The 24,872-nt window shown below is 61.3% G+C and carries 24 protein-coding genes and 2 tRNA genes; 22 read left to right on the forward strand and 4 right to left on the reverse strand.

Annotated elements, in window-relative coordinates:
* Positions 1-220: 220 nt before the first annotated feature.
* Entirely contained in the window at positions 221-988 is a 768-nt protein-coding gene (locus tag RTI28_RS11955) for an FCD domain-containing protein (RefSeq protein WP_316920641.1), read from the forward strand.
* Positions 989-1,165: 177 nt separating this feature from the next.
* Here the strand turns inward: RTI28_RS11955 and smpB are convergent, their stop codons facing one another.
* A complete protein-coding gene (gene smpB / locus RTI28_RS11960) occupies positions 1,166-1,648 on the reverse strand; it encodes an SsrA-binding protein SmpB (protein WP_042125701.1) in 483 nt (160 codons plus the stop codon).
* 205 nt (positions 1,649-1,853) lie between these two features.
* On the opposite strand from smpB, the gene RTI28_RS11965 reads away from it, so the two are divergent.
* Together RTI28_RS11965 and RTI28_RS11970 are read left to right on the forward strand one after the other, a co-directional pair.
* Positions 1,854-2,288 (forward strand): type II toxin-antitoxin system RatA family toxin, encoded by a 435-nt coding sequence (locus RTI28_RS11965; RefSeq protein ID WP_316920642.1) that lies wholly within the window; start codon positions 1,854-1,856, stop codon positions 2,286-2,288.
* 35 nt (positions 2,289-2,323) lie between these two features.
* Complete coding sequence (locus tag RTI28_RS11970; protein ID WP_316920663.1) at positions 2,324-2,458, forward strand: RnfH family protein; 135 nt, start codon at positions 2,324-2,326, stop codon at positions 2,456-2,458.
* 56 nt (positions 2,459-2,514) lie between these two features.
* On the opposite strand, the gene RTI28_RS11975 is transcribed toward RTI28_RS11970, so the two are convergent.
* On the reverse strand, positions 2,515-3,036 hold the full coding sequence (locus tag RTI28_RS11975; protein WP_316920643.1) for an outer membrane protein assembly factor BamE: 522 nt from the start codon (positions 3,034-3,036) through the stop codon (positions 2,515-2,517).
* A gap of 97 nt (positions 3,037-3,133) precedes the next feature.
* On the opposite strand from RTI28_RS11975, the gene fur reads away from it, so the two are divergent.
* Positions 3,134-3,538, forward strand: coding sequence for a ferric iron uptake transcriptional regulator (gene fur, locus RTI28_RS11980; RefSeq protein ID WP_042125706.1), 405 nt, complete (start codon positions 3,134-3,136; stop codon positions 3,536-3,538).
* Positions 3,539-3,596: 58 nt separating this feature from the next.
* On the opposite strand, the gene recN is transcribed toward fur, so the two are convergent.
* Positions 3,597-5,270 (reverse strand): DNA repair protein RecN, encoded by a 1,674-nt coding sequence (gene recN / locus RTI28_RS11985; RefSeq protein ID WP_316920644.1) that lies wholly within the window; start codon positions 5,268-5,270, stop codon positions 3,597-3,599.
* A 228-nt stretch (positions 5,271-5,498) separates the two neighbouring features.
* Here recN and grpE point away from each other — a divergent pair, with 228 nt between their 5' ends.
* The 8 genes from grpE (at position 5,499) to RTI28_RS12025 (ending at position 15,852) form a co-directional block, all read left to right on the forward strand.
* Positions 5,499-6,065, forward strand: coding sequence for a nucleotide exchange factor GrpE (gene grpE, locus RTI28_RS11990; RefSeq protein WP_316920645.1), 567 nt, complete (start codon positions 5,499-5,501; stop codon positions 6,063-6,065).
* Positions 6,066-6,167: 102 nt separating this feature from the next.
* Complete coding sequence (gene dnaK / locus RTI28_RS11995) at positions 6,168-8,087, forward strand: molecular chaperone DnaK (RefSeq protein WP_316920646.1); 1,920 nt, start codon at positions 6,168-6,170, stop codon at positions 8,085-8,087.
* A 192-nt stretch (positions 8,088-8,279) separates the two neighbouring features.
* Entirely contained in the window at positions 8,280-9,404 is a 1,125-nt protein-coding gene (gene dnaJ, locus RTI28_RS12000) for a molecular chaperone DnaJ (protein WP_316920647.1), read from the forward strand.
* 12 nt (positions 9,405-9,416) lie between these two features.
* Positions 9,417-10,220, forward strand: coding sequence for a 4-hydroxy-tetrahydrodipicolinate reductase (dapB, locus tag RTI28_RS12005; RefSeq protein ID WP_316920648.1), 804 nt, complete (start codon positions 9,417-9,419; stop codon positions 10,218-10,220).
* A 261-nt stretch (positions 10,221-10,481) separates the two neighbouring features.
* On the forward strand, positions 10,482-11,618 hold the full coding sequence (gene carA / locus RTI28_RS12010; protein WP_316920649.1) for a glutamine-hydrolyzing carbamoyl-phosphate synthase small subunit: 1,137 nt from the start codon (positions 10,482-10,484) through the stop codon (positions 11,616-11,618).
* 106 nt (positions 11,619-11,724) lie between these two features.
* Positions 11,725-14,946 (forward strand): carbamoyl-phosphate synthase large subunit, encoded by a 3,222-nt coding sequence (carB, locus tag RTI28_RS12015; protein WP_316920650.1) that lies wholly within the window; start codon positions 11,725-11,727, stop codon positions 14,944-14,946.
* Positions 14,943-15,425 (forward strand): transcription elongation factor GreA, encoded by a 483-nt coding sequence (gene greA, locus RTI28_RS12020; protein WP_316920651.1) that lies wholly within the window; start codon positions 14,943-14,945, stop codon positions 15,423-15,425. Before carB ends, greA begins: the two co-directional genes overlap by 4 nt.
* Positions 15,403-15,852 (forward strand): hypothetical protein, encoded by a 450-nt coding sequence (locus RTI28_RS12025; protein ID WP_052419453.1) that lies wholly within the window; start codon positions 15,403-15,405, stop codon positions 15,850-15,852. Before greA ends, RTI28_RS12025 begins: the two co-directional genes overlap by 23 nt.
* Before the next feature lie 12 nt (positions 15,853-15,864).
* Here RTI28_RS12025 and yhbY read toward each other — a convergent pair whose 3' ends face one another.
* A complete protein-coding gene (gene yhbY, locus RTI28_RS12030; RefSeq protein ID WP_042125721.1) occupies positions 15,865-16,173 on the reverse strand; it encodes a ribosome assembly RNA-binding protein YhbY in 309 nt (102 codons plus the stop codon).
* Between the two features lie 103 nt (positions 16,174-16,276).
* On the opposite strand from yhbY, the gene rlmE reads away from it, so the two are divergent.
* From rlmE to nusA, 10 genes are all read left to right on the forward strand, one after another.
* The gene (gene rlmE / locus RTI28_RS12035) at positions 16,277-16,903 is read left to right on the forward strand and encodes a 23S rRNA (uridine(2552)-2'-O)-methyltransferase RlmE (protein WP_316920652.1); all 627 of its coding nucleotides are present in this window, start codon (positions 16,277-16,279) and stop codon (positions 16,901-16,903) included.
* Between the two features lie 211 nt (positions 16,904-17,114).
* Entirely contained in the window at positions 17,115-19,022 is a 1,908-nt protein-coding gene (gene ftsH / locus RTI28_RS12040) for an ATP-dependent zinc metalloprotease FtsH (RefSeq protein WP_316920653.1), read from the forward strand.
* An 8-nt stretch (positions 19,023-19,030) separates the two neighbouring features.
* The gene (folP, locus tag RTI28_RS12045) at positions 19,031-19,882 is read left to right on the forward strand and encodes a dihydropteroate synthase (protein ID WP_316920654.1); all 852 of its coding nucleotides are present in this window, start codon (positions 19,031-19,033) and stop codon (positions 19,880-19,882) included.
* Positions 19,883-19,899: 17 nt separating this feature from the next.
* Entirely contained in the window at positions 19,900-21,240 is a 1,341-nt protein-coding gene (gene glmM, locus RTI28_RS12050; protein ID WP_316920655.1) for a phosphoglucosamine mutase, read from the forward strand.
* A gap of 66 nt (positions 21,241-21,306) precedes the next feature.
* Positions 21,307-22,062, forward strand: a complete 756-nt coding sequence (tpiA, locus tag RTI28_RS12055; RefSeq protein ID WP_042125732.1) for a triose-phosphate isomerase — start codon at positions 21,307-21,309, stop codon at positions 22,060-22,062.
* A 3-nt stretch (positions 22,063-22,065) separates the two neighbouring features.
* Positions 22,066-22,452, forward strand: coding sequence for a preprotein translocase subunit SecG (secG, locus tag RTI28_RS12060; RefSeq protein WP_316920656.1), 387 nt, complete (start codon positions 22,066-22,068; stop codon positions 22,450-22,452).
* 19 nt (positions 22,453-22,471) lie between these two features.
* Positions 22,472-22,557 (forward strand) — tRNA-Leu (locus RTI28_RS12065).
* A 97-nt stretch (positions 22,558-22,654) separates the two neighbouring features.
* Positions 22,655-22,731, forward strand: a tRNA-Met gene (locus RTI28_RS12070).
* Positions 22,732-22,861: 130 nt separating this feature from the next.
* Entirely contained in the window at positions 22,862-23,320 is a 459-nt protein-coding gene (rimP, locus tag RTI28_RS12075; RefSeq protein WP_316920664.1) for a ribosome maturation factor RimP, read from the forward strand.
* Between the two features lie 58 nt (positions 23,321-23,378).
* Positions 23,379-24,860 (forward strand): transcription termination factor NusA, encoded by a 1,482-nt coding sequence (gene nusA / locus RTI28_RS12080; RefSeq protein WP_042125737.1) that lies wholly within the window; start codon positions 23,379-23,381, stop codon positions 24,858-24,860.
* Positions 24,861-24,872: the final 12 nt, after the last annotated feature.

Raw genomic sequence — 24,872 nt, forward strand, 5'->3', positions numbered from 1 at the left:
TGGCATTGGATAATTGGTAAGACCAATTTACAATGGCGAGGCGCTAGGGTAAAAGCCTCGCCGCGGGTGTGTCAATTTGTCCCTGCAAAACTTTCGTCGAAAGGTGGTGGGGGGTTGTATCTGAGTGGTAAGGAAACTTGCCAACTGATGGGTGTGGTGACGGGCTGGATGCGCCAGAATAGGCGGCCCCGAACTGACTCGGGATTGTGGAGAGCATGTGATGGTTTTCGATCAGGTCCGCCAGCGCCGTTTGTCCGACGACATCGTCGAGCGACTGGAAGGGATGATTCTTGAGGGCACGCTGACCGCGGGCGAGCGTCTGCCGGCGGAGCGGGTACTGGCGGAGCAGTTCGGGGTTTCCCGTCCGTCGCTGCGCGAGGCGATCCAGAAACTGGTGGCCAAGGGCATGCTGGTCAGTCGCCAGGGCGGCGGCAACTACGTGGCCGAGGCGCTGGGCACGACCTTCAGCGATCCGCTGCTGCAGCTGCTGGAAAGCAACCCTGAAGCGCAGCGCGACCTGCTGGAATTCCGTCATACCCTGGAAGCGTCATGTGCCTACTACGCGGCGATGCGCGCGACGGATGTCGACCGGGAGCGACTCAAGGCGGCGTTCGATACCTTGCAGGACTGCTACACCCGAAACGACGAAGTGAGCCGGGCCGAGGAGGGCGCGGCCGATGCGCGCTTCCACCTGGCTATCGCCGAGGCCAGCCATAACGCCGTGTTGCTGCATACCATTCGTGGGCTGTTCGACCTGCTCAAGCGCAATGTGGTGACCAATATCGGCGGCATGTACAAGCAGCGCTCCGAGACGCGCGACATGCTGATCAGCCAGCACCGTGACCTGTATCTGGCGATTGTCGAAGGGCGTGCGCAGGATGCCCGCGAAGTGTCGAGCCGGCACATTCTGTATGTGCAGGAGGTGTTGGAAGAGGTGCGGCAGGAAGTGCAGCGAGTGGCGCGGGCGGAGCGGCGCAAGGGGCGGTGACAGTACTGTGCTTCGGCGTTGTGCGGCTGCTGTAGGAGCTGGCTTGCCTGCGAAAGGACCGCGCTAGCGGTCCCCGACAGTGGTTGAGGTTCGGGACCGCTAGCGCGGTCCTTTCGCAGTGGTTCGTCACACGACAAGCCAGCTCCTACGGGGAGTGCGCAGGCCTGGAGGCTGGGGTCAGTCGTCCCGCCCCTTGCTCCGCACTGCACGCTGCAGCTCGCGATCGGAATCCCGCTCGCGCTGGGTATCGCGCTTGTCGTATTCCTTCTTGCCCTTGCCCAGCGCAATCTCGCACTTGATCAGGTGCTTGCTCCAGTACATGGACAGCGCGACGCAGGTGTAACCCTTCTGCTGCACGCCCACGAACAGACGCTCCAGCTCGCGGCGATTGAGCAGCAGCTTGCGGGTGCGGGTCGGGTCGGCGATGACGTGGGTACTGGCGGTCGTCAGCGGAGTGATGTGGCTGCCCATCAGCCAGGCTTCACCGTCCTTGAGCAGCACGTAGCTGTCTACCAGGTGAGCCTTGCCGGCACGCAGGCTTTTTACTTCCCAACCGGACAGGACCAGTCCGGCCTCGAATTTGTGTTCGATGAAGTAATCGTGTCGCGCTTTCTTGTTCTGCGCGATGGTCCCTGTCGGATGTTTCTTTTGTTTGGCCATAGGGGCGGCATTATAGGCAGTCGTTGCGCCGCCGGCTACGGGGCGGTGAGCTTGAGCCATCGAGACGAATCCCGGACAATGCGCGGATTTTTCGCGCGGCCGTTGTTGTCACCCGCTATGTGGCAATCGGCCAGTTGATCGGCGCCTATTCTTTGTTCTAGTGTCGCCGCTCTGTTTTTTGCTCAGTTTTGGACATGACGCCTGGATGACTACCCATATTCAACGGTCGGCCCTGCTGCCTTATCCCGCTCAGGCACTCTACGATCTGGTCAACGATGTAAAGCGCTATCCGGAGTTCCTGCCCTGGTGCTCGGGGAGCACCGTGCTGGAGGAAAGCGAGACCCATATGCGCGCCAAGGTCGAGGTGGCCAAGGGCGGTCTCAGTCAGCATTTCGTCACGCGCAACGTGCTGGTGCCGGGGCAGTCGATCGAGATGAATCTTGAAGAAGGCCCGTTCAGCCAGTTGCATGGTCTCTGGGTGTTCAAGCCGCTGGGCGAGAAAGCCTGCAAGATCAGTCTGGACCTGTCCTTCGAGTATTCCGGTGCATTGGTGAAGGCCACCCTCGGGCCGCTGTTCAACCAGGCGGCCAACACCCTGGTCGATGCGTTCTGCCAACGGGCCAAGCAGCTCAATGGCTGAGTCGATGTGGCGGTGGGAAGTGGTTTACGCACCGCCTGAGCGGCTGTCGAGGGTGTGAGGCTGTCGGTGATCGCATCGAGCGGTATCGTCCGTTGCTGGTCGATCCGAAGGAGGCGCGCAAGCAGCGCGCCGACAAGGTGAAGCGCTTCTGCAATAAAGAGCGGCGCTGAAGTACCGGCAATAAAAAAGCCCGAACACTGTTCGGGCTTTTTTGTCCGCGGCGGATTCACTCCGTACGCAGTGGTTCCTGGACCGGGACCGGCATGACTTCGATGGTGTCGACGTCGCGCTGGATCTTCTCTTCCAGCGAGCCCGGACGTGCAGGTTTGTCTTCCTTCACCGGCTGGGTCTGTTGGTCAGGCTGGCTGACCGTGGTGCCGCTTTCGCTGCCGAGGATTTCCTGGTCGCGGCTCACGCCTGGCATGAAGTCGCCGGACAGGCTGGACAGCTGGTCGTTCTCATTGAAGAAGACGCTGATGCGCTCCTGCTGGCGCTCGCCGCCACCCGGTTGCAGGCTGTAGAGATAGTCCCAGCGATTGGTGTGGAAAGTGTCCTGGATCAGCGGATTGCCCATGATAAACCTTACTTGCCGACGGGTCATTCCGGGGCGCAATTGGTCTATCATGTCTTGCGTTACGACATTGCCCTGCTGGATGTCGATTTTGTAAACCCCGGGAAACGAGCAACCGGCGAGTGCGAGCAGTCCCACGAGGGTGAGGCTGGTTAGCAAGAGCTTGGTGTTTTGCATCGGTGGGCGACTTCCACTATCTTGGCTGGACAACGTAAACCCCGATCATACCCGTATTCAGAGAAGCTGCGAAGCAGCATCGGCGAGAAAGCTGACCATGGTTGAAAATAGCGAACTGCGCAAAGCCGGTCTCAAGGTAACCCTGCCTCGAGTCAAGATCCTACAGATGCTCGACTCCACCGAGCAGCGCCACATGAGCGCTGAAGATGTCTACAAGGCATTGATGGAAGCTGGAGAAGATGTCGGCCTGGCCACGGTCTACCGTGTACTGACCCAGTTCGAGGCGGCTGGCCTGGTCGTGCGTCACAACTTCGACGGCGGTCATGCAGTATTTGAACTGGCCGACGGCGGCCACCACGACCATATGGTCAACGTGGATTCCGGTGAGGTGATCGAGTTCTTCGATCCGGAAATCGAGAAGCGCCAGAAGGAAATCGTCGCCCAGCACGGTTACGAGCTGGTCGATCACAATCTGGTGCTGTACGTGCGCAAGAAGAAGTAATCACTTGCGCTGAAAACAAAGAAGGCGACCTCAGGGTCGCCTTCTTTGTTTTCGCTGATCAGCCCTTGCTGGTCACCACCATCTTCTTGGCGTGGGCCAGGGATTCCTTGGTCAGGTCTATGCCGCCAAGCATTCGCGCCACTTCCTCGACCCGTTCACGTTTGCCCAGGCTGGCCACGGCCGTGTGGGTCGCATCGCTGTTGCGCACCTTGTGCACGAACAGGTGGTGATGGCCTTGCGCCGCGACTTGCGGCAGGTGCGTCACGGTCAGTACCTGACCGCGCTCGCCCAAGCGGCGCAGCAATTGGCCGACGATCTCCGCAGTGGGGCCACCGATACCCACGTCGACTTCATCGAAGACCAGGGTCGGGATGCGCGACGTCTGCGCGGTGATCACCTGTATCGCCAGGCTGATGCGGGATAGCTCACCGCCCGAGGCGACTTTCGCCAGGCCTTTCAGTGGCTGACCAGGGTTGGCGCTGACCAGCAGTTCCACCTGTTCCCGTCCGTGTGGATGAAGATCCTCGCCGGTGCCGGGGCGCAGTTCGATGTAGAAGCGTCCGCCCGGCATGCCCAGGCGCTGGATCTCCTGCTCCACCGCCGCGGCGAGCTGGGTCGCTGCGGCCTGACGCAGGGCGCTGAGTTCGCTGGCCTTCTCCTGGTAATGACGGGCGTAGGCCTTGAGTTCTTCTTCCAGGCGCTCGATGGATTCGTCGTTGGCGTTCAGGCTTTCCAGTTCCTCGCCCAGTCGCTGTTGCAGCGGGATCAGCTCGCTGGGGTGGACGCGGTGTTTGCGTGCCAGGGTATACAGCGTGTCGAGGCGTTCCTCCAGTTGCTGCAGGCGCAGTGGGTCGGCGTCGAAGTTGTCGAGGAAGCGATTGAGTTCGCCCACCGCTTCCTCTACCTGGATCTGTGCGCTGGCGATCAGGTTCACCGCTTCGCCCAGGGCTCGGGGGGCGTTCTGTACCGCGGTCAGGCGGTTGAGGCTGGCGGTGAGGGCGCTGAGCACGTTGCCCGAGTCGCTCTCGCTGCAATGATCGATGACCTGGCGGCAGATGCCGAACAGCGCCTCGGCGTTGGTGAGGTTCTTGTGTTCCTGTTCCAGTTGCTCCAGTTCGTTCTCGCCGAGGCCGAGATTGTCCAGCTCTTCCAGCTGATAGCTGAGCAGTTGGTGGCGGGCGCGTTGTTCATCGCCGGAGTTGCACAGCCGGTCCAGCTCGCTGCGGGTCTGCCGCCAGCGCTGGGCGGCCAGTTGGACCTGGCGGGCCAGGTCGGTGGCGCCGGCATACTCGTCGAGAAGGCGGCGGTGGGTATCGGTCTTGAGCAGCGACTGATGCTCGTGCTGGCTGTGGATATCGATCAGCAGTTCGCCCACCGCCTTGAGATCGCCGAGGGGGCAGGGGGTGCCGTTGATATAGCCGCGGCTGCGACCTTCGGCGGTGATCACCCGGCGCAGGATGCACGGGCCCTGGTTGTCCAGGTCGCGCTCGGCGAGCCAGGCGCGGGCCTCGGGGATGTCGTCCAGGTCGAAGGTGGCGAGGATGTCCGCCTTGTCCGCGCCCGGGCGCACCACGCCACTGTCGGCACGATCGCCCAGGGTCAGGCCGAGGGCATCGAGCATGATCGACTTGCCGGCGCCGGTTTCGCCGGTGATCACGCTCATGCCGCGGGCGAGTTCGAGGTCGAGGTGTTCGACGATGGCGTAGTTGTGAATGGACAGGTGCACCAGCATGCGGGCGGCTCCCAGAGATCAGGTCTGGTTATTTATACAGTGTTTTCGAATTTTCTGACAATGCCTGCCGTTAGGTCGATTCGCTTGCCTGCGCCGGTTTTTGATCGCGGACAGTTATGTCTTTGCCACATTGATGTTCAATCGCCCTTGAAGCCGCTGTTTGCGACCCCATATAGGCCGGCAGATGCGCGAGTCGAGCTCGCCGACGACATTGAGAGGAGATATTTCATGGCTGATGAGCAGAAGCTGGACGAACAGAATCCAAACGTCGAAACCAACGCCGAAGCGGGTAGCGAGGATCTGGTCGCGCGCGTACAGCTGCTCGAAGAGCAGGTCGCTGCCGCCCAGGATCAGGCCCTGCGTACCGCCGCCGACCTGCAGAACGTGCGCCGCCGCGCCGAGCAGGATGTGGAGAAGGCCCACAAGTTCGCCCTGGAGAAGTTCGCGGGCGACCTGCTGCCGGTCATCGACAGCCTGGAACGTGGCCTGGAGCTGTCCAATCCGGACGATGAAAGCATTCGTCCGATGCGCGAAGGCATCGAGCTGACCCTGAAGATGTTCCAGGACACCCTCAAGCGCTTCAACCTCGAAGCCATCGACCCGCACGGCGAACCGTTCAATGCCGAGCAGCACCAGGCGATGGCCATGCAGGAAAGCGCCGACGTCGAGCCGAACAGCGTGCTCAAGGTGTTCCAGAAGGGTTATCAGCTCAACGGACGTCTGCTGCGCCCGGCCATGGTCGTGGTCAGCAAGTCGCCGGCTCCTGTTTCGCCTTCGATCGACGAGAAGGCTTGAAATTAGCTGGCTGACCCCCATCTAGGTGTCAAGCGTTTAAGTGCTACCGCAGTTGGCAACCACCGCTGCGGCAACCAAATCCAAAGTTTCGGGAGAGTTAACATGGGCAAAATCATCGGTATCGACCTGGGGACCACCAACTCCTGCGTCTCCATTCTGGAAAACGGCAACGTCAAGGTGATCGAGAACGCCGAAGGCGCTCGCACCACGCCGTCGATCATCGCTTACGCCAATGACGGCGAAATCCTGGTTGGCCAGTCGGCCAAGCGTCAGGCCGTCACCAACCCGCACAACACCCTGTACGCGGTAAAACGTCTGATCGGCCGTCGTTTCGAAGAAGACGTCGTGCAGAAAGACATCCAGATGGTTCCGTACAAGATCGTCAAGGCTGACAACAGCGACGCCTGGGTCGAAGTCAACGGCCAGAAAATGGCTCCGCCGCAAATCAGCGCCGAAGTCCTGAAGAAAATGAAGAAAACCGCCGAAGACTACCTCGGCGAAGCAGTGACCGAAGCGGTCATCACCGTTCCTGCGTACTTCAACGACAGCCAGCGCCAGGCGACCAAGGACGCCGGTCGTATCGCCGGTCTGGACGTCAAGCGCATCATCAACGAACCGACCGCCGCCGCGCTGGCCTACGGCATGGACAAGGCCAAGGGCGACCACACCGTGATCGTCTATGACCTGGGTGGCGGTACCTTCGACGTTTCCGTGATCGAAATCGCCGAAGTCGACGGTGAGCACCAGTTCGAAGTACTGGCCACCAACGGTGACACCTTCCTCGGTGGTGAGGACTTCGACATTCGTCTGATCGACTACCTCGTCGACGAATTCAAGAAAGAAACCGGCATGAACCTGAAGGGCGATCCCCTGGCCATGCAGCGTCTGAAAGAAGCCGCTGAAAAAGCCAAGATCGAGCTGTCCTCCAGCCAGCAGACCGACGTCAACCTGCCGTACATCACTGCCGATGCCACCGGTCCGAAGCACCTGAACGTGAAGATCTCCCGCGCCAAGCTGGAGTCGCTGGTCGAAGACCTGGTTCAGCGCACCATCGAGCCTTGCCGCATCGCCATGAAGGACGCCGGTATCGACGTCAGCAAGATCGACGACGTGATCCTGGTCGGCGGCCAGACCCGTATGCCGCTGGTACAGAAAACCGTTGCCGACTTCTTCGGCAAGGAAGCGCGCAAGGATGTCAACCCGGATGAAGCGGTCGCCATGGGTGCTGCCATCCAGGGCGCGGTCCTGGCCGGTGATGTGAAGGACGTTCTGCTGCTCGACGTCAGCCCGCTGACCCTGGGTATCGAAACCATGGGCGGCGTGATGACCGCGCTGATCGAGAAGAACACCACCATCCCGACCAAGAAGTCGCAGGTGTTCTCGACCGCCGACGACAACCAGAGCGCCGTGACCATTCACGTCCTGCAGGGTGAGCGCAAGCAAGCCGCGCAGAACAAGTCGCTGGGCAAGTTCGACCTGGCCGAGATCCCGCCAGCGCCACGTGGCGTGCCGCAGATCGAAGTGACCTTCGACATCGACGCCAACGGCATCCTGCACGTCGGCGCGAAGGACAAGGCTACCGGCAAGCAGCAGTCCATCGTGATCAAGGCCAACTCCGGTCTGTCCGAGGAAGAAATCCAGCAGATGGTCCGCGACGCTGAAGTCAACGCCGAGGAAGACCGCAAGTTCGAAGAGCTGGCCGCTGCCCGCAACCAGGGTGATGCGCTGGTCCACTCGACTCGCAAGATGGTCGCCGACGCCGGTGACAAAGTGACTGCAGACGAGAAGTCCGCCATCGAAGCTGCCGTGACCGCGCTGGAAGCGGCGGTCAAGGGCGACGACAAGGCGGCCATCGAGGCGAAGATCGAAGAGCTGTCGAAGGTCTCCGCTCCGGTTGCCCAGAAAATGTACGCCGAGCAGGCCGAGAAGCCGGAAGCGGGTGCCCAGGCACAGCAGGCTGACGACGCCAAGCACGACGACGTCGTCGACGCGGAGTTCGAAGAAGTCAAAGACAACAAGTAATTGCTGCTCGTTGTCGGCCGGTTGACTGAGGTTTGACGTTGACTGGTAGGATGTCGCCGCGCGGGGGCTTGCTCCCGCGTTGGCGTGTCTGGAATACCCGAATTTTTTCCAGCACTGGCCTCGTTGCCGGTGCTGACGGCACAGCGCGGATGCGCAGAGGTTTGCCGAACGTCCTCAAGAGTGCAGAGAACCATGGCGAAGCGTGACTATTACGAGGTTCTGGGAGTCGAGCGAGGCTCGAGCGAGGCCGACCTGAAGAAGGCCTATCGCCGTCTGGCGATGAAGCATCACCCGGACCGTAATCCCGACGACAAAGAGTCGGAAGAGAAATTCAAGGAAGCCAACGAGGCTTACGAAGTGCTCTCCGATGCGAGCAAGCGCGCGGCCTATGACCAGTACGGTCACGCCGGCGTCGACCCGAGCATGGGTGGTGGCGGTGCCGGTTTCGGTGGCGCCAATTTCTCCGATATCTTCGGCGATGTCTTCAGTGACTTCTTCGGTGGCGGTCGTGGCGGCTCCCGCGGCGGCGCCCAGCGCGGCAGCGACCTGCGCTACACCCTGGAACTGAACCTGGAAGAAGCGGTGCGTGGCACCACGGTCAACATCCGTGTGCCGACGCTAGTCAACTGCAAGCCGTGCGATGGTTCGGGGGCGAAGAAAGGCTCGTCGCCGTCGACCTGCCCGACCTGCGGCGGCATCGGTCAGGTGCGCATGCAGCAAGGCTTCTTCTCGGTGCAGCAGACCTGCCCGCGTTGCCAGGGGCAGGGCAAGATCATCACCGATCCATGCGACTCCTGCCATGGCGAAGGGCGCATCGAAGAGTACAAGACCCTGTCGGTCAAGGTGCCGGCTGGCGTCGATACCGGCGACCGCATCCGCCTTTCCGGCGAGGGCGAGGCTGGCACCCAGGGTGGCCCGACGGGCGATCTGTACGTGGTGATCAATGTGCGCGAGCACCCGATCTTCCAGCGCGACGGCAAGCACCTGTTCTGTGAAGTGCCGATCAGCTACACCGACGCGGCCCTGGGTGGCGAGCTTGAAGTGCCGACGCTCGACGGTCGGGTCAAGCTGAAGATTCCGGAAGGCACCCAGACCGGCAAGCAGTTCCGCCTGCGCGGCAAGGGCGTCGCTCCGGTGCGCGGTGGTGGTGCTGGCGACCTGATGTGCCGCGTTGCGGTGGAGACGCCGGTCAATCTGAGTCGTCGCCAGCGTGAGCTGCTGGAAGAGCTGCGTGCTTCCCTGGAAGGCGACAGTTCCCATTCACCCAAGGCCAGTGGCTGGTTCGAGGGTGTGAAACGCTTCTTCGGCGATCTGTAAAAGGAACGGGACATGCGACGTATTGCGGTAATGGGCGCGGCAGGGCGCATGGGCAAGACCCTGATCGAGGCGATCCAGCAGGCGCCAGGCGCAGGCCTGACGGCGGCGGTGGACCGTCCCGACAGCACGCTGGTCGGTGCCGATGCGGGCGAGCTGGCTGCGCTGGGGCGGATCGGTGTGCCGATCTCGGACGACCTGGCCAAGGTGGGCGAAGAGTTCGATGTGCTGATCGACTTCACTCACCCGTCGGTGACCCTGAAGAACCTGGCGTTCTGCCGCAAGGCGGGCAAGGCCATGGTCATCGGCACCACCGGTTTCTCGCCTGAAGAGAAGCAACTGCTGGTGGAGGCTGGCAAGGAGATTCCGATCGTCTTCGCCGCCAACTTCAGCGTCGGCGTCAACCTTTGCCTGAAGCTGCTGGACACCGCGGCGCGCGTGCTGGCCGACGAGGTGGACATCGAGATCATCGAAGCCCATCACCGGCACAAGGTCGATGCGCCGTCCGGTACCGCGCTGCGCATGGGTGAAGTAGTGGCGTCGGCGCTGGGTCGCGATCTGCGCGAAGTCGCCGTGTATGGTCGCGAAGGCCAGACCGGCGCCCGCGATCGTCAGACCATCGGTTTCGCCACCGTCCGGGCCGGCGATGTGGTCGGTGATCACACCGTGCTGTTCGCCGCCGAAGGCGAGCGGGTCGAGATCACCCACAAGGCTTCCAGTCGCATGACCTTCGCCAAGGGTGCGGTACGCGCAGCCATGTGGCTCGACGGCCGTGAAGCCGGCCTGTACGACATGCAGGACGTGCTCGAGCTGCATTGATCCACACGCCAAAGGGGCTGCTCGTCGTGAGCGGCCCCTTTGGCAATCCCCGCCTCACGATGCGCCCTGTCGCATTCCTGCGTCTTTCAGACACTTCAGTGGTAGACCAAAAAAGCGTTTTTCTGTAAGCTACAGCTTTAGTGTGTCCACTAAAAGCGCGCAGATAATTCGACGAAGAAAGCGGGGTGACGTGTCTATACGTCATTCCGCTTTTTTGCAACCTGCGATCGCCCCTTCAGGCTTGATTTACGGGAGGTCTTCTTGACTAAGCCAGCCATACTCGCCCTTGCCGATGGCAGCATTTTTCGCGGTGAAGCCATTGGAGCCGACGGTCAGACCGTTGGTGAGGTGGTGTTCAACACCGCAATGACCGGCTATCAGGAAATCCTGACTGACCCTTCGTACTCGCAACAGATCGTCACCCTGACTTACCCACACATCGGCAACACCGGCACCACCGCGGAAGACGCCGAATCCGACCGCGTCTGGTCGGCCGGCCTGGTCATCCGCGACCTGCCGCTGATCGCCAGCAACTGGCGCAACACCCTGTCCCTGAGCGACTACCTGAAAGCCAACAACGTGGTGGCGATCGCCGGTATCGACACTCGCCGCCTGACCCGCATCCTGCGTGAGAAAGGCGCGCAGAACGGCTGCATCCTCGCTGGTGACGACATCAGCGAAGAAGCCGCCATCGCCGCTGCCCGTGGTTTCCCGGGCCTGAAGGGCATGGACCTGGCCAAGGTGGTCAGCACCAAGGCGTCCTACGAGTGGCGCTCCAGCGTCTGGGAACTGAAGACCGACAGCCATCCGACCATCGAAGCCGCCGACCTGCCGTACCACGTCGTCGCCTACGACTACGGCGTCAAGCTGAACATCCTGCGCATGCTGGTCGCTCGCGGCTGCCGCCTGACCGTAGTGCCGGCGCAGACGCCGGCCAGCGAAGTCCTCGCCCTCAATCCTGATGGCGTGTTCCTGTCCAACGGCCCTGGCGATCCGGAGCCTTGCGACTACGCGATCCAGGCGATCAAGGAGATCCTCGAGACCGAAGTCCCGGTCTTCGGCATCTGCCTCGGTCACCAACTGCTGGCCCTGGCCTCCGGCGCCAAGACCGTGAAGATGGGTCACGGTCACCACGGTGCCAACCACCCGGTCCAGGACCTGGACACCGGCGTGGTGATGATCACCAGCCAGAACCACGGCTTTGCGGTCGACGAAGCGACCCTGCCGAGCAACGTCCGCGCCATCCACAAGTCGCTGTTCGACGGTACCCTGCAGGGCATCGAGCGTACCGACAAGAGCGCGTTCAGCTTCCAGGGCCACCCTGAAGCCAGCCCTGGCCCGACCGACGTCGCGCCACTGTTCGATCGTTTCATCGATGCCATGGCCAAGCGCCGCTAAGCATCCCTGCGAGAAGGCCCTGAGCCGGCACGGTCCGGTTCAGGCGCGCCTGACCAAGATTGTTCAAGACGGCTTGCCGACTGACCTGCGGATTTGAGTGACAACCATGCCAAAACGTACAGACATTAAAAGCATCCTGATTCTCGGCGCCGGCCCGATCGTGATCGGCCAGGCCTGCGAATTCGACTACTCCGGCGCCCAGGCCTGCAAGGCCCTGCGCGAGGAAGGTTTCCGCGTCATCCTGGTGAACTCCAACCCGGCCACCATCATGACCGACCCGGCCATGGCCGACGCCACCTACATCGAGCCGATCAAGTGGCAGTCGGTGGCCAAGATCATCGAGAAAGAGCGTCCTGACGCGCTGCTGCCGACCATGGGTGGCCAGACCGCGCTGAACTGCGCCCTGGACCTGGAGCGCGAAGGCGTCCTGGAAAAGTTCGGTGTGGAAATGATCGGTGCCAATGCCGACACCATCGACAAGGCCGAAGATCGCTCGCGCTTCGACAAGGCAATGAAGGCCATCGGCCTGGAGTGCCCGCGCTCCGGTATCGCCCACAGCATGGAAGAGGCCAATGCGGTCCTCGAGAAGCTGGGCTTCCCGTGCATCATCCGTCCGTCCTTCACCATGGGCGGCACCGGCGGCGGTATCGCCTACAACCGTGAAGAGTTCGAAGAAATCTGCGCCCGCGGTCTGGACCTGTCGCCGACCAAGGAACTGCTGATCGACGAATCGCTGATCGGCTGGAAAGAGTACGAGATGGAGGTGGTCCGCGACAAAAAGGACAACTGCATCATCGTCTGCTCCATCGAGAACTTCGACCCGATGGGCGTGCACACCGGTGACTCGATCACCGTCGCACCGGCACAGACCCTGACCGACAAGGAATACCAGATCATGCGCAACGCCTCCCTGGCGGTGCTGCGCGAGATCGGCGTCGAGACCGGCGGTTCCAACGTCCAGTTCGGTATCTGCCCGGACACTGGCCGCATGGTCGTGATCGAGATGAACCCGCGTGTATCGCGTTCGTCCGCCCTGGCTTCGAAGGCCACCGGCTTCCCGATCGCCAAGATCGCCGCCAAGCTGGCGGTCGGCTACACCCTCGACGAACTGCAGAACGACATCACCGGCGGCCGTACCCCGGCGTCCTTCGAGCCATCGATCGACTACGTCGTCACCAAGCTGCCGCGCTTCGCCTTCGAGAAATTCCCGAAAGCCGACGCCCGCCTGACCACCCAGATGAAATCCGTGGGTGAAGTCATGGCCATCGGCCGTACCTTCCAGGAATCCCTGCAGAAAGCCCTGCGCGGCCTGGAAGTCGGTGTTTGCGGCCTGGACCCGAAAGTCGACCTGGCCAATCCGGAAACCCCGAGCATCCTCAAGCGCGAACTGACCGTGCCGGGTGCCGAGCGTATCTGGTACGTCGCCGACGCCTTCCGTGCCGGCATGACCCGTGACGAAATCTTCGCCCTGACCAGCATCGACCACTGGTTCCTGATCCAGATCGAAGACCTGGTCAAGGACGAGGAGAAGGTCAAGACCCTGGGCCTGGCTGCCATCGACAAGCCGCTGATGCTGAACCTGAAGCGCAAGGGCTTCTCCGACCAGCGTCTGGCCAAGCTGCTGGGTATCACCGACAAGAACCTGCGTCGCCACCGCCACAAGCTGGAAGTGTTCCCGGTCTACAAGCGCGTCGACACCTGCGCCGCCGAGTTCGCCACCGACACCGCCTACCTGTACTCGACCTACGAGGAAGAGTGCGAAGCCAACCCGTCGGACCGTGAAAAGATCATGATCCTGGGTGGCGGTCCGAACCGTATCGGCCAGGGCATCGAGTTCGACTACTGCTGCGTGCACGCGGCGCTGGCCCTGCGTGAAGACGGTTACGAGACCATCATGGTCAACTGCAACCCGGAAACCGTCTCCACCGACTACGACACCTCCGACCGCCTGTACTTCGAGCCGCTGACCCTGGAAGACGTGCTGGAAGTGGTGCGGGTCGAGAAGCCGAAGGGCGTCATCGTCCACTACGGCGGCCAGACTCCGCTGAAACTGGCCCGCGCCCTGGAAGAAGCCGGCGTACCGATCATCGGTACCAGCCCTGACGCCATCGACCGCGCCGAAGACCGTGAGCGCTTCCAGCAGATGGTCCAGCGCCTGAACCTGCTGCAGCCGCCAAACGCTACCGTGCGCAGCGAAGACGAAGCCATTCGTGCCGCTGGCACTATCGGCTATCCGCTGGTGGTTCGCCCGTCCTACGTGTTGGGTGGCCGCGCCATGGAAATCGTCTACGAGCTGGACGAGCTGAAGCGCTACCTGCGCGAAGCGGTACAGGTGTCCAACGACAGCCCTGTGCTGCTCGACCACTTCCTCAACTGCGCCATCGAGATGGACGTGGATGCGGTCTGCGACGGCACCGACGTAGTCATCGGCGCGATCATGCAGCACATCGAGCAGGCTGGCGTTCACTCCGGTGACTCCGCGTGCTCGCTGCCTCCGTACTCCCTGCCTGCCCATGTGCAGGACGAAGTCCGCGAGCAGGTCAAGAAGATGGCCCTGGAACTGGGCGTCGTCGGCCTGATGAACGTGCAGCTGGCGCTGCAGGGCGACAAGATCTACGTGATCGAAGTCAACCCGCGCGCCTCGCGTACCGTGCCGTTCGTGTCGAAGTGCATCGGCACCTCGCTGGCGATGATCGCCGCGCGCGTGATGGCGGGCAAAACCCTCAAGGAACTGGGCTTCACCAAGGAAATCATTCCGAACTTCTACAGCGTCAAGGAAGCGGTGTTCCCGTTCGCCAAGTTCCCGGGGGTTGACCCGATCCTCGGCCCTGAGATGAAATCCACCGGCGAAGTCATGGGCGTCGGCGACAGCTTCGGTGAAGCCTTCGCCAAGGCCCAGATGGGCGCCAGCGAGCGCCTGCCGACTGGCGGCACCGCGTTCATCAGCGTGCGCGACGACGACAAGCCGCAAGTGGCTGGCGTTGCCCGCGACCTGATTGCCCTGGGCTTCGAAGTGGTCGCAACCGCCGGTACCGCGAAGATCATCGAAGCGGCTGGCCTGAAAGTGCGTCGCGTGAACAAGGTGACCGAAGGTCGTCCGCACGTGGTCGACATGATCAAGAACGACGAAGTGTCGCTGATCATCAACACCACCGAAGGCCGTCAGTCGATTGCCGACTCCTACTCGATTCGCCGCAATGCGTTGCAGCACAAGATCTACTGCACCACCACCATTGCGGCCGGTGAAGCTATCTGCGAAGCGCTGAAGTTCGGTCCGGAAAAGACCGTTCGCCGCTTGCAGGATCTGCATGCAGGACTCAAAGCATGAGCATTACCAAATACCCGATGACCGTCCAGGGCGCGCGCGCCCTGGAAGAAGAACTGACCTTCCTCAGCAAGACCGAGCGCCCGCGCCTGAGCCAGGCGATCGGTGAGGCTCGCGAACTGGGCGATCTCAAGGAAAATGCCGAGTACCACGCCGCTCGCGAAGAGCAGGGCATGGTCGAGGCGCGGATCCGCGATATCGAAGGCCGTCTGCAGAACTCGGTGGTGATCGATGTCACCACCATCGCCCACACCGGCAAAGTGATCTTCGGCACCACCGTCGAGCTCGAAAATACCGAAACCGGCGATCAGGTGACCTACCAGATCGTTGGTGAGGACGAGGCCGATATCAAGCAGGGCAAGCTCTCGGCGAGCGCGCCGATTGCCCGCGCCATCATCGGCAAGGAAGAAGGTGATGTGGTCGTGGTGAAGACCCCGAGCGGCACGGTCGAGTACGAGATTGTCGAAGTCAAGCACGTCTGACGCCGGCCTTCGCGCGCATTCCCTCGAAGCCATCCTCTGGCAACTGGCCCAGGTTTTCTGGGTCGGTGGCCTGTGGGTGTTTCATGTCGGCCTGGTGCCGGCACTGAAGGTCAGCGGCCTGGCGCCCTTGCTGGTGCAGGACATTTCCGCGCAGATCGATCGCTGGTTGATCGGTGTGGCAGCAGTGGGCCTGATCACCCAGTTGGGCGTCCTGGCGCGGCTGCGTGGGGTGTCCGCCTGGTGGCGGATGTTCAGCGGGCAACTGCTGTTGATCGGCTTCGCCGCGTGCGTCGGTTACTACACCTTGCGTTACGGCGTTTCCGCGGGGGAGCGCTGGCAGGTTTTCTGCTTCGTCGTGCTGGGGCTAAGCGGCATCGTGCTGGTGGCCCAGCCCGTCCCGGCCAGGGCGCGCAAGCCGCGCCGCTGACCGGAGCCACCCTTACTTGTAGCGGTGGATGTTGGACAGCTGCTTGTTCGGCTGCGGGTTGCGGCGGTACAGCAGGACCATCTTGCCGATGATCTGCACCTGCTCGGCACGACCGACCTTGCTCAGTTCGTCCATCACAGCCCGGCGTTCCTCCCGGTCTTCGAGCTTGACCTGCACCTTGATCAGTTCATGATCTACCAAGGCGCGTTCCAGTTCGGCGAGGACACCTTCGCTCAAGCCATTGCCCGCCACGATCAGGACCGGTTTCAGGTCGTGACCAATGGATTTGAACTGTTTCTTCTGCTCGTTATTGAGCGGCATAATCTGACCCTTTCGTCTGGATTCTGTAAAAATGGCGGCCATTTTACCCGAGGGCCCGTGGCTCCGCCCAGTCAATCACGACGCTTAATCATCGAGGTGCCCAGTGGCGCAGCGTTCCAAGAGCAGCCATAACTGGCTGAGAGAGCATTTCAACGATCCTTTCGTCAAACAGGCACAAAAGGATGGCTACCGCTCGCGCGCGAGCTACAAGCTGCTGGAGATTCAGGAAAAGGATCGTCTGATCCGCCCGGGCATGAGCGTTATCGATCTCGGTGCCGCCCCGGGTGGCTGGTCGCAGGTGACCAGTCGTCTGATCGGTGGCCAGGGCCGCCTGATCGCGTCCGACATCCTGGAGATGGACAGCATTCCCGACGTGACCTTCATCCAAGGCGATTTCACCCAGGACGAAGTGCTCGCGCAGATTCTCGCAGCCGTAGGTAATTCGCAGGTAGACCTTGTGATTTCCGATATGGCCCCCAACATGAGTGGTACGCCCGCCGTGGATATGCCCCGGGCAATGTTTCTCTGCGAGCTGGCGCTCGATCTGGCCAGTCGGGTGTTGCGCCCGGGTGGTGATTTCCTGATCAAGATCTTCCAAGGTGAAGGTTTTGACGTGTATCTGAAGGACGTTCGTCAGAAATTCGACAAAGTGCAGATGCGCAAGCCGTCCTCTTCGCGGGATCGCTCCCGGGAACAGTACCTGTTGGCCAGGGGATATCGCGGCGAATAAGGCAGTGGCGCGGCGGCTCTCAAGGCCACCGATAGTATTTTCCAATCAGCGCTCCTGTCTGATCTGGATGAACATCGTGTAGTCTAGATTCACAAAGGGTTACAGACGGTGCCAACAGCCGTTGTAGGTAATGTAGTAAGTTAAGCCGCTGATTATCATGCGAGGCACGGTTGCGCCTAAACCTGCTTCAGAGGGTAGCGAATTGAACGATATGGCAAAGAATTTGATCCTGTGGTTGATCATCGCGGCCGTCCTGGTGACGGTGATGAACAACTTCTCCAGCCCGAATGAGCCGCAGACCCTCAACTATTCCGACTTCATTCAGCAAGTCAAGGATGGCAAGGTCGAGCGCGTCGCGGTCGACGGCTACGTCATTACCGGCAAGCGCAGCGATGGCGACACCTTCAAGACCATCCGTCCGGCGATACAGGACAACGGCCTGATCGGTGATCTGGTCGACAATCACGTCGTGATCGAAGGCAAACAGCCCGAGCAGCAGAGCATCTGGACACAGCTGCTGGTGGCCAGCTTCCCGATCCTGGTGATCATCGCCGTATTCATGTTCTTCATGCGCCAGATGCAGGGCGGTGCCGGCGGCAAGGGCGGCCCGATGAGCTTCGGCAAGAGCAAGGCGCGCCTGTTGTCGGAAGACCAGGTCAAGACCACGCTGGCCGATGTGGCCGGCTGCGACGAGGCCAAGGAAGAAGTTGGCGAGCTGGTCGAGTTCCTGCGTGACCCGGGCAAGTTCCAGCGCCTGGGCGGACGCATCCCGCGCGGTGTGCTGATGGTCGGTCCGCCCGGTACCGGCAAGACCCTGCTGGCCAAGGCCATCGCCGGTGAAGCCAAGGTGCCGTTCTTCACCATTTCCGGTTCCGACTTCGTGGAAATGTTCGTGGGTGTCGGTGCCAGCCGTGTCCGTGACATGTTCGAGCAAGCCAAGAAACACGCTCCCTGCATCATCTTCATCGACGAGATCGACGCCGTCGGCCGCCACCGTGGCGCCGGCATGGGCGGTGGTCACGACGAGCGCGAGCAGACCCTCAACCAGTTGCTGGTGGAGATGGACGGCTTCGAAATGAACGATGGCATCATTGTCATCGCGGCGACCAACCGTCCGGACGTGCTCGACCCTGCGCTGCTGCGTCCCGGCCGTTTCGACCGTCAGGTGGTGGTCGGCCTGCCGGACATTCGCGGTCGCGAACAGATTCTCAAGGTCCACATGCGCAAGGTGCCGGTCGGCGAGAACGTCAACCCGGCGGTCATTGCCCGTGGCACTCCTGGCTTCTCCGGTGCGGACCTGGCCAACCTGGTCAACGAGGCATCCCTCTTCGCGGCACGTGGTGGCAAGCGTGTGGTCGAGATGAAGGAGTTCGAACTGGCCAAGGACAAGATCATGATGGGCGCCGAGCGCAAGACCATGGTCATGTCGGAGAAAGAGAAACAGAACACCGCATACCACGAGGCGGGTCACGCCATCGTTGGTCGCGTGGTTCCAGAGCATGACCCGGTGTACAAGGTGTCGATCATCCCGCGTGGTCGTGCGCTGGGTGTGACCATGTTCCTGCCGGAAGAAGATCGCTACAGCCTGTCCAAGCGTGCCTTGATCAGCCAGATCTGCTCGCTGTATGGCGGCCGTATCGCCGAAGAGATGACCCTGGGCTTCGATGGCGTGACCACCGGTGCCTCCAACGACATCATGCGTGCCAGCCAGATCGCGCGGAACATGGTGACCAAGTGGGGCCTCTCGGAAAAGCTCGGCCCGTTGATGTACGCAGAGGAAGAGGGTGAGGTGTTCCTGGGGCGTGGCTCCGGTTCGCAGCACACCAATGTGTCCGGCGAGACGGCCAAGCTGATCGACTCCGAAGTGCGCAGCATCATCGACCAGTGCTATGCCACCGCCAAGCAGATCCTCACGGACAACCGTGACAAGCTCGATGCCATGGCCGATGCGCTGATGAAGTACGAGACCATTGACGCCGAGCAGATCGACGACATCATGGCAGGCCGTACTCCGCGTGAGCCGCGTGACTGGGATAACGATTCCGGTACCTCGGGCACCACTGCGTCCCAGGGTGACCGCCCTGAATCCCCGATCGGTGGTCCGGCTGCGCAACACTAAGGGCTGACATGACCTCACAGCAATACCCAACCCGGTTGCCTTGCGGCAACCGGGTTCTTGACCTTTCGCGTACCCATGTCATGGGTATCCTCAACATCACCCCGGATTCCTTCTCCGATGGCGGTCGTTTCACCCAGCGTGATTCTGCCCTGCGCCATGCCGAGCAGATGGTCGCGGCGGGCGCGACGCTGATCGATGTCGGTGGCGAGTCGACCCGGCCTGGTGCCCGTGTCGTCACCGCGCTGGAAGAGCTGGAGCGTGTCGCACCCATCGTCGAGGCGCTGAATCGCGAGCTGGACGTGGTCATCTCGGTGGATACCTCGACCCCGGCAGTGATTCGCGAGTCCGCGCGCCTGGGGGCGGGGCTGATCAACGACGTCCGTTCCCTGTCGCGCGATGGCGCGCTGGATGCCGCGGCGGCGACCGGTCTGCCGGTGTGCCTGATGCACATGCGTGGCGAGCCCGGCAACATGCAGGATGACCCGCATTACGAGGATGTTGCCCGCGAGGTCGGCGATTATCTTGAAGAGCGTATGGCTGCCTGCGCGGCGGTCGGTATCGAGGCTGAGCGCATAATTCTTGATCCAGGTTTCGGTTTTGCCAAAACCCTGGAGCATAATCTCAGCCTGTTCAAACACATGGACAGCTTGCAGCGCCTGGGGCGCCCACTGCTGGTGGGCGTTTCGCGCAAGAGCATGATCGGCCTGACTCTCAATCGGGCTGTAAACGAGCGGTTGTACGGCAGCCTGGCGCTGGCTGCTCTGGCAATGACCAAGGGGGCGAGCATTCTTCGCGTCCATGATGTCGCTGAAACCGTTGACGTCGTACGGATGATTGCCGCGGTACAAACCGCCGAATAAAGAGTGACGGAGCATTTATGAGCAGAAAATATTTTGGTACCGACGGCATTCGTGGCCGTGTCGGGGAATACCCGATCACGCCGGATTTCATGCTCAAGCTTGGCTGGGCCGCGGGTATGGCCTTCCGCAAGCAGGGGCACTGCCGTGTATTGGTAGGCAAGGACACCCGGATTTCCGGGTACATGTTCGAATCGGCGCTGGAAGCGGGGCTTTCCGCCGCGGGTGCCGATGTACTGCTGCTCGGGCCGATGCCGACGCCGGCCATCGCCTACCTGACGCGCACCTTCCATGCCGAAGCCGGCATCGTGATCAGTGCCTCGCACAACCCGCATGATGACAACGGCATCAAGTTCTTTTCCGGCCAGGGCACCAAGCTGCCTGACGAGGTAGAACTGATGATCGAGGAATTGCTCGATCAGCCGATGACCGTGGTCGAGTCGAGCCAATTGGGCAAGGTGTCGCGGATCAACGACGCGGCGGGCCGCTACATCGAATTCTGCAAGAGCAGTGTGCCGAGCAGCACCGATTTCTCCGGCCTGAAACTGGCGATCGACTGCGCCCACGGCGCGACCTACAAGGTGGCGCCGAGCGTATTCCGTGAGCTGGGTGCCGATGTCACGGTCCTGTCGGCTCAGCCCGATGGTCTGAACATCAACGAAAACTGTGGCTCGACGCACATCGAGTCGCTGCAGGCGGCGGTGCTGGTCGGGCATGCCGACCTGGGTATCGCCTTCGATGGTGATGGCGACCGCGTGCTGATGGTCGATCATACCGGCGCCATCGTCGACGGCGACGAGCTGCTGTTCATCATCGCCCGCGACCTGCACGAGCGCGGCAAGCTCCAGGGTGGCGTGGTCGGGACCCTGATGAGCAACCTTGGCCTGGAACTGGCGCTGAAGGATCTGGACATTCCGTTCGTGCGCGCCAAGGTCGGTGATCGTTACGTCATGGCCGAGCTCCTGGAGCGCGAATGGGTCGTCGGCGGCGAGAACTCCGGGCATGTGGTGTGCTGCAACCACACCACCACGGGGGATGCGATCATCGCCGCGCTGCAGGTGCTGATGGCCCTCAAGCGTCGTGGCGAGACCCTTGCCCAAGCGCGTCAGGCCGTGCGCAAGTGCCCGCAGGTGTTGATCAACGTGCGCTTCGGTGCGAGCAAGGTCGATCCGCTGGTGCACCCGGCGGTCAAGGAGGCCTGTGAGCGCGTCACCGAGGAAATGGCGGGGCGTGGCCGGGTCTTGCTGCGCAAGTCCGGAACAGAGCCGTTGGTGCGTGTCATGGTCGAGGGCGACGACGAAACTCAGGTCCGCGGGCATGCCGAAGCCCTGGCAAAACTGGTAAGTGAAGTTTGCGTCTGATTTGCGCTTGCCAGTAGTGATCGGGTTGGGTAACATCTGCGCCCACTTTGACCGACGAGGTACAGCATGCGTCGCCCTATGGTAGCTGGTAACTGGAAAATGCACGGTACCCGCGCCAGCGTCGCTGAGCTGATCAAGGGCCTGAGTGATCAGGCTCTGCCAAGCGGTGTTGATGTCGCGGTGTTTCCGCCCAGCCTGTTCATCACCCAGGTGATCGAAGGGCTTGAAGGCAAGTCGATTGCCACAGGTGCGCAGAACTCTGCGGTGGAGCCCCAGCAAGGGGCTCTGACCGGAGAAGTGGCACCGAGTCAGTTGGTCGACGCCGGTTGCGAACTGGTGTTGATCGGGCATTCGGAGCGACGTCAGATTCTGGGCGAGCAGGACTCGACCCTGATTCTAAAGTTCGCCGCGGCCCAGGCTTGTGGTCTGAAGCCAGTGTTCTGTGTAGGGGAAACCCTGGAAGAACGCGAGGCGGGCAAAACGCTCGAAGTAGTAGGGCGTCAGCTGGACAGCATCATCGGCCAGTTGGGTATCAAGGCATTTGCCGACGCGATTATCGCTTATGAGCCTGTATGGGCCATTGGCACCGGCCTCACGGCCACGCCGCAACAAGCGCAGGATGTGCATAAAGCCATTCGCGAGCAGTTGGCGGCACAGGATGCAGAAGTTGCGCAGAATACGCGCCTTCTATACGGCGGCAGCGTGAAGGCGGCCAATGCGGCTGAGCTGTTCGGCATGCCGGATATCGATGGGGGGCTCATTGGTGGAGCGTCCCTGAACGCAGACGAATTCGGTGCAATTTGTCGCGCCGCAGGAAACTGAAAAATGCTGGAAACAGTTATTGTCGTTCTTCATCTGTTGGGCGCACTGGGTTTGGTAGTGCTGGTTCTGCTGCAACAGGGTAAAGGTGCGGAAGCAGGTGCATCTTTCGGCGCAGGTGCTTCAAATACTGTGTTCGGAAGCCAAGGTTCCGCTACCTTTTTGAGTAAAGTTACTGCTATACTAGCTGCCTCTTTCTTCTTAACTGCTCTTGGGTTAGGATACTTTGCTAAGGAGAAAGCTCACGAGCTGACTCAAGTAGGGTTGCCAGATCCAGCGGTACTGGAAGTGAAGCAGAACAAACCGGCAACAGATGATGTACCGGTGCTCCAGGAGCAAAAGAACGAAGCCGGCAACAGTGGTGACGTTCCTCAGGTTCCAGAGCAGAAGTAACGGGTTTCAAAGTAGTATTGCCGAGGTGGTGGAATTGGTAGACACGCAACCTTGAGGTGGTTGTGCCCATAGGGTGTAGGGGTTCGAGTCCCCTTCTCGGTACCATTTGAAGCATGAGAGCCCGCAATCGCGGGCTTTCTTGCAGGTGGAGGTTGATTGACCCTCCAGAGGGTTCGGTCGTATACTTTCGCCCCAGCTTTGTCGCGGGGTGGAGCAGTCTGGTAGCTCGTCGGGCTCATAACCCGAAGGTCGTTGGTTCAAATCCAGCCCCCGCAACCAGTTTTAGCGTAGCCCCTTTTCAGGGGCTTTTTGTTAGCTAAACAGTTCTCAGCGCCGATATTCAGCGGCGTATTTCATGGATGGGCGCTTGCCCATTTTTTATTTGCACAGCATGCACGAGGGGGTTCAGGTGTCGAGCAAGCTAGAACAGTTGCAGGCCTTGCTGGCCCCGGTAGTCGAAGCGCTTGGCTATCAATGCTGGGGGATCGAGTTCATCTCTCAGGGCAAGCATTCGGTACTGCGTATCTATATCGACAAAGAGGACGGCATTCTGGTGGACGATTGCGAAATCGTCAGTCGCCAGGTCAGCGGTATTCTGGATGTTGAAGATCCCATCAGCACCGAATACACCCTTGAAGTCTCCTCTCCTGGCATGGATCGCCCGCTGTTCACCCTTGAACAGTTCGCTTCGCATGCCGGTGAACAAGTGAAGATCAAGCTGCGTACGCCCTTCGAAGGTCGTCGTAACTTTCAAGGCCTGATCCGTGGTGTGGAGGAACAGGATGTGGTGGTCCAGGTGGACAATCACGAGTTCCTGTTGCCGATCGACTCGATCGACAAGGCCAACATTATTCCCAGTTTTGACTGAGACATGCCGGAGCCGCGGTTGACGCGGTTCCAATGGCTTGCGAAAGGCGAGGCGTACGATGAGCAAAGAAGTACTGCTGGTTGTTGAGTCGGTATCCAATGAAAAGGGCGTACCGGCTGGCGTGATTTTCGAAGCGCTGGAAGTGGCCCTGGCCACTGCAACCAAGAAACGTTTTGAAGACGAAGTGGACCTGCGTGTGGAAATCAACCGCCACACCGGTAACTACGAAACTTTCCGTCGCTGGACCGTGGTCGAAGACGAAGATCTGGACGATCCGGCGATCGAGCTGGCGGTAGACCAGGCCCAGGCCAAGAAGCCGGGCGCGGTCGCTGGCGAGATCATCGAGGAGAAGATCGAGTCCATCGAGTTCGGCCGCATCGCCGCGCAGACCGCCAAGCAGGTCATCGTGCAGAAGGTTCGCGAAGCCGAGCGCGCCCAGGTGGTCGATGCCTACCGCGAGCGTCTGGGCGAGATCATCTCCGGCACCGTGAAGAAGGTCACTCGTGACAATGTCATCGTCGACCTGGGCAACAACGCCGAAGCGCTGCTGGCTCGTGAAGACATCATTTCCCGCGAAACTTTCCGCGTCGGCGTGCGTGTTCGTGCGCTGCTCAAGGAAATCCGCACCGAAAACCGCGGTCCTCAGCTGATCCTGTCGCGTACCGCGCCGCAGATGCTGATCGAACTGTTCCGCATCGAAGTGCCGGAAATCGCCGAAGGTCTCATCGAAGTGATGGCCGCGTCCCGTGATCCGGGTTCGCGCGCCAAGATCGCCGTGCGTTCCAAGGACAAGCGTATCGACCCGCAAGGCGCCTGCATCGGCATGCGCGGTTCGCGCGTCCAGGCCGTGTCCGGGGAGCTGGGTGGCGAGCGCGTCGACATCGTGCTGTGGGACGACAACCCGGCACAGTTCGTCATCAACGCCATGTCGCCCGCCGAAGTGGCGGCGATCATCGTTGACGAAGACGCCCACGCGATGGATATCGCCGTGGCTGCCGACAACCTGGCCCAGGCCATCGGCCGTGGTGGTCAGAACGTGCGCCTGGCGAGCCAGCTCACTGGCTGGACCCTGAACGTCATGACCGAGTCGGACATCCAGGCCAAGCAACAAGCAGAGACTGGCGACATCCTGCGCAACTTCATCGAAGAGCTGGAAGTCGACGAAGAACTGGCCCAGGTGCTGGTCGACGAGGGCTTCACCAGCCTCGAAGAAATTGCCTACGTACCGCTGGAAGAAATGCTCAACATCGATGGCTTCGACGAGGAAATCGTCAACGAGTTGCGTGCTCGTGCCAAGGACCGCCTGTTGACCAAAGCCATCGCTACCGAGGAAAAACTGGCAGACGCCCACCCGGCCGAAGACCTGCTCTCGCTTGAGGGCATGGACAAGGACCTGGCAGCGGAACTGGCGGTGCGCGGCGTGGTTAACCGCGAAGACCTGGCCGAGCAGTCGATTGACGATCTGCTCGACATCGACGGCATCGACGAAGAGCGTGCCGGCAAGTTGATCATGGCCGCCCGAGCCCATTGGTTCGAGTAAGCAGGCTGGCCT

It is taken from the genome of Pseudomonas sp. zfem002 (assembly GCF_032621685.1).
In the GTDB taxonomy this organism is placed as follows: Bacteria; Pseudomonadota; Gammaproteobacteria; order Pseudomonadales; family Pseudomonadaceae; genus Aquipseudomonas; species Aquipseudomonas japonica.

Bases quoted from the DNA above. Each gene is read 5' to 3' on its own strand.
- RTI28_RS11955 (WP_316920641.1), top strand. From the start codon at position 221: ATGGTTTTCGATCAGGTCCGCCAGCGCCGTTTGTCCGACGACATCGTC.
- smpB (WP_042125701.1), bottom strand. From the start codon at position 1,648: ATGGCCAAACAAAAGAAACATCCGACAGGGACCATCGCGCAGAACAAG.
- RTI28_RS11965 (WP_316920642.1), top strand. From the start codon at position 1,854: ATGACTACCCATATTCAACGGTCGGCCCTGCTGCCTTATCCCGCTCAG.
- RTI28_RS11975 (WP_316920643.1), bottom strand. From the start codon at position 3,036: ATGCAAAACACCAAGCTCTTGCTAACCAGCCTCACCCTCGTGGGACTG.
- fur (WP_042125706.1), top strand. From the start codon at position 3,134: ATGGTTGAAAATAGCGAACTGCGCAAAGCCGGTCTCAAGGTAACCCTG.
- recN (WP_316920644.1), bottom strand. From the start codon at position 5,270: ATGCTGGTGCACCTGTCCATTCACAACTACGCCATCGTCGAACACCTC.
- grpE (WP_316920645.1), top strand. From the start codon at position 5,499: ATGGCTGATGAGCAGAAGCTGGACGAACAGAATCCAAACGTCGAAACC.
- dnaK (WP_316920646.1), top strand. From the start codon at position 6,168: ATGGGCAAAATCATCGGTATCGACCTGGGGACCACCAACTCCTGCGTC.
- dnaJ (WP_316920647.1), top strand. From the start codon at position 8,280: ATGGCGAAGCGTGACTATTACGAGGTTCTGGGAGTCGAGCGAGGCTCG.
- dapB (WP_316920648.1), top strand. From the start codon at position 9,417: ATGCGACGTATTGCGGTAATGGGCGCGGCAGGGCGCATGGGCAAGACC.
- carB (WP_316920650.1), top strand. From the start codon at position 11,725: ATGCCAAAACGTACAGACATTAAAAGCATCCTGATTCTCGGCGCCGGC.
- greA (WP_316920651.1), top strand. From the start codon at position 14,943: ATGAGCATTACCAAATACCCGATGACCGTCCAGGGCGCGCGCGCCCTG.
- yhbY (WP_042125721.1), bottom strand. From the start codon at position 16,173: ATGCCGCTCAATAACGAGCAGAAGAAACAGTTCAAATCCATTGGTCAC.
- ftsH (WP_316920653.1), top strand. From the start codon at position 17,115: ATGGCAAAGAATTTGATCCTGTGGTTGATCATCGCGGCCGTCCTGGTG.
- folP (WP_316920654.1), top strand. From the start codon at position 19,031: ATGACCTCACAGCAATACCCAACCCGGTTGCCTTGCGGCAACCGGGTT.
- glmM (WP_316920655.1), top strand. From the start codon at position 19,900: ATGAGCAGAAAATATTTTGGTACCGACGGCATTCGTGGCCGTGTCGGG.
- tpiA (WP_042125732.1), top strand. From the start codon at position 21,307: ATGCGTCGCCCTATGGTAGCTGGTAACTGGAAAATGCACGGTACCCGC.
- secG (WP_316920656.1), top strand. From the start codon at position 22,066: ATGCTGGAAACAGTTATTGTCGTTCTTCATCTGTTGGGCGCACTGGGT.
- nusA (WP_042125737.1), top strand. From the start codon at position 23,379: ATGAGCAAAGAAGTACTGCTGGTTGTTGAGTCGGTATCCAATGAAAAG.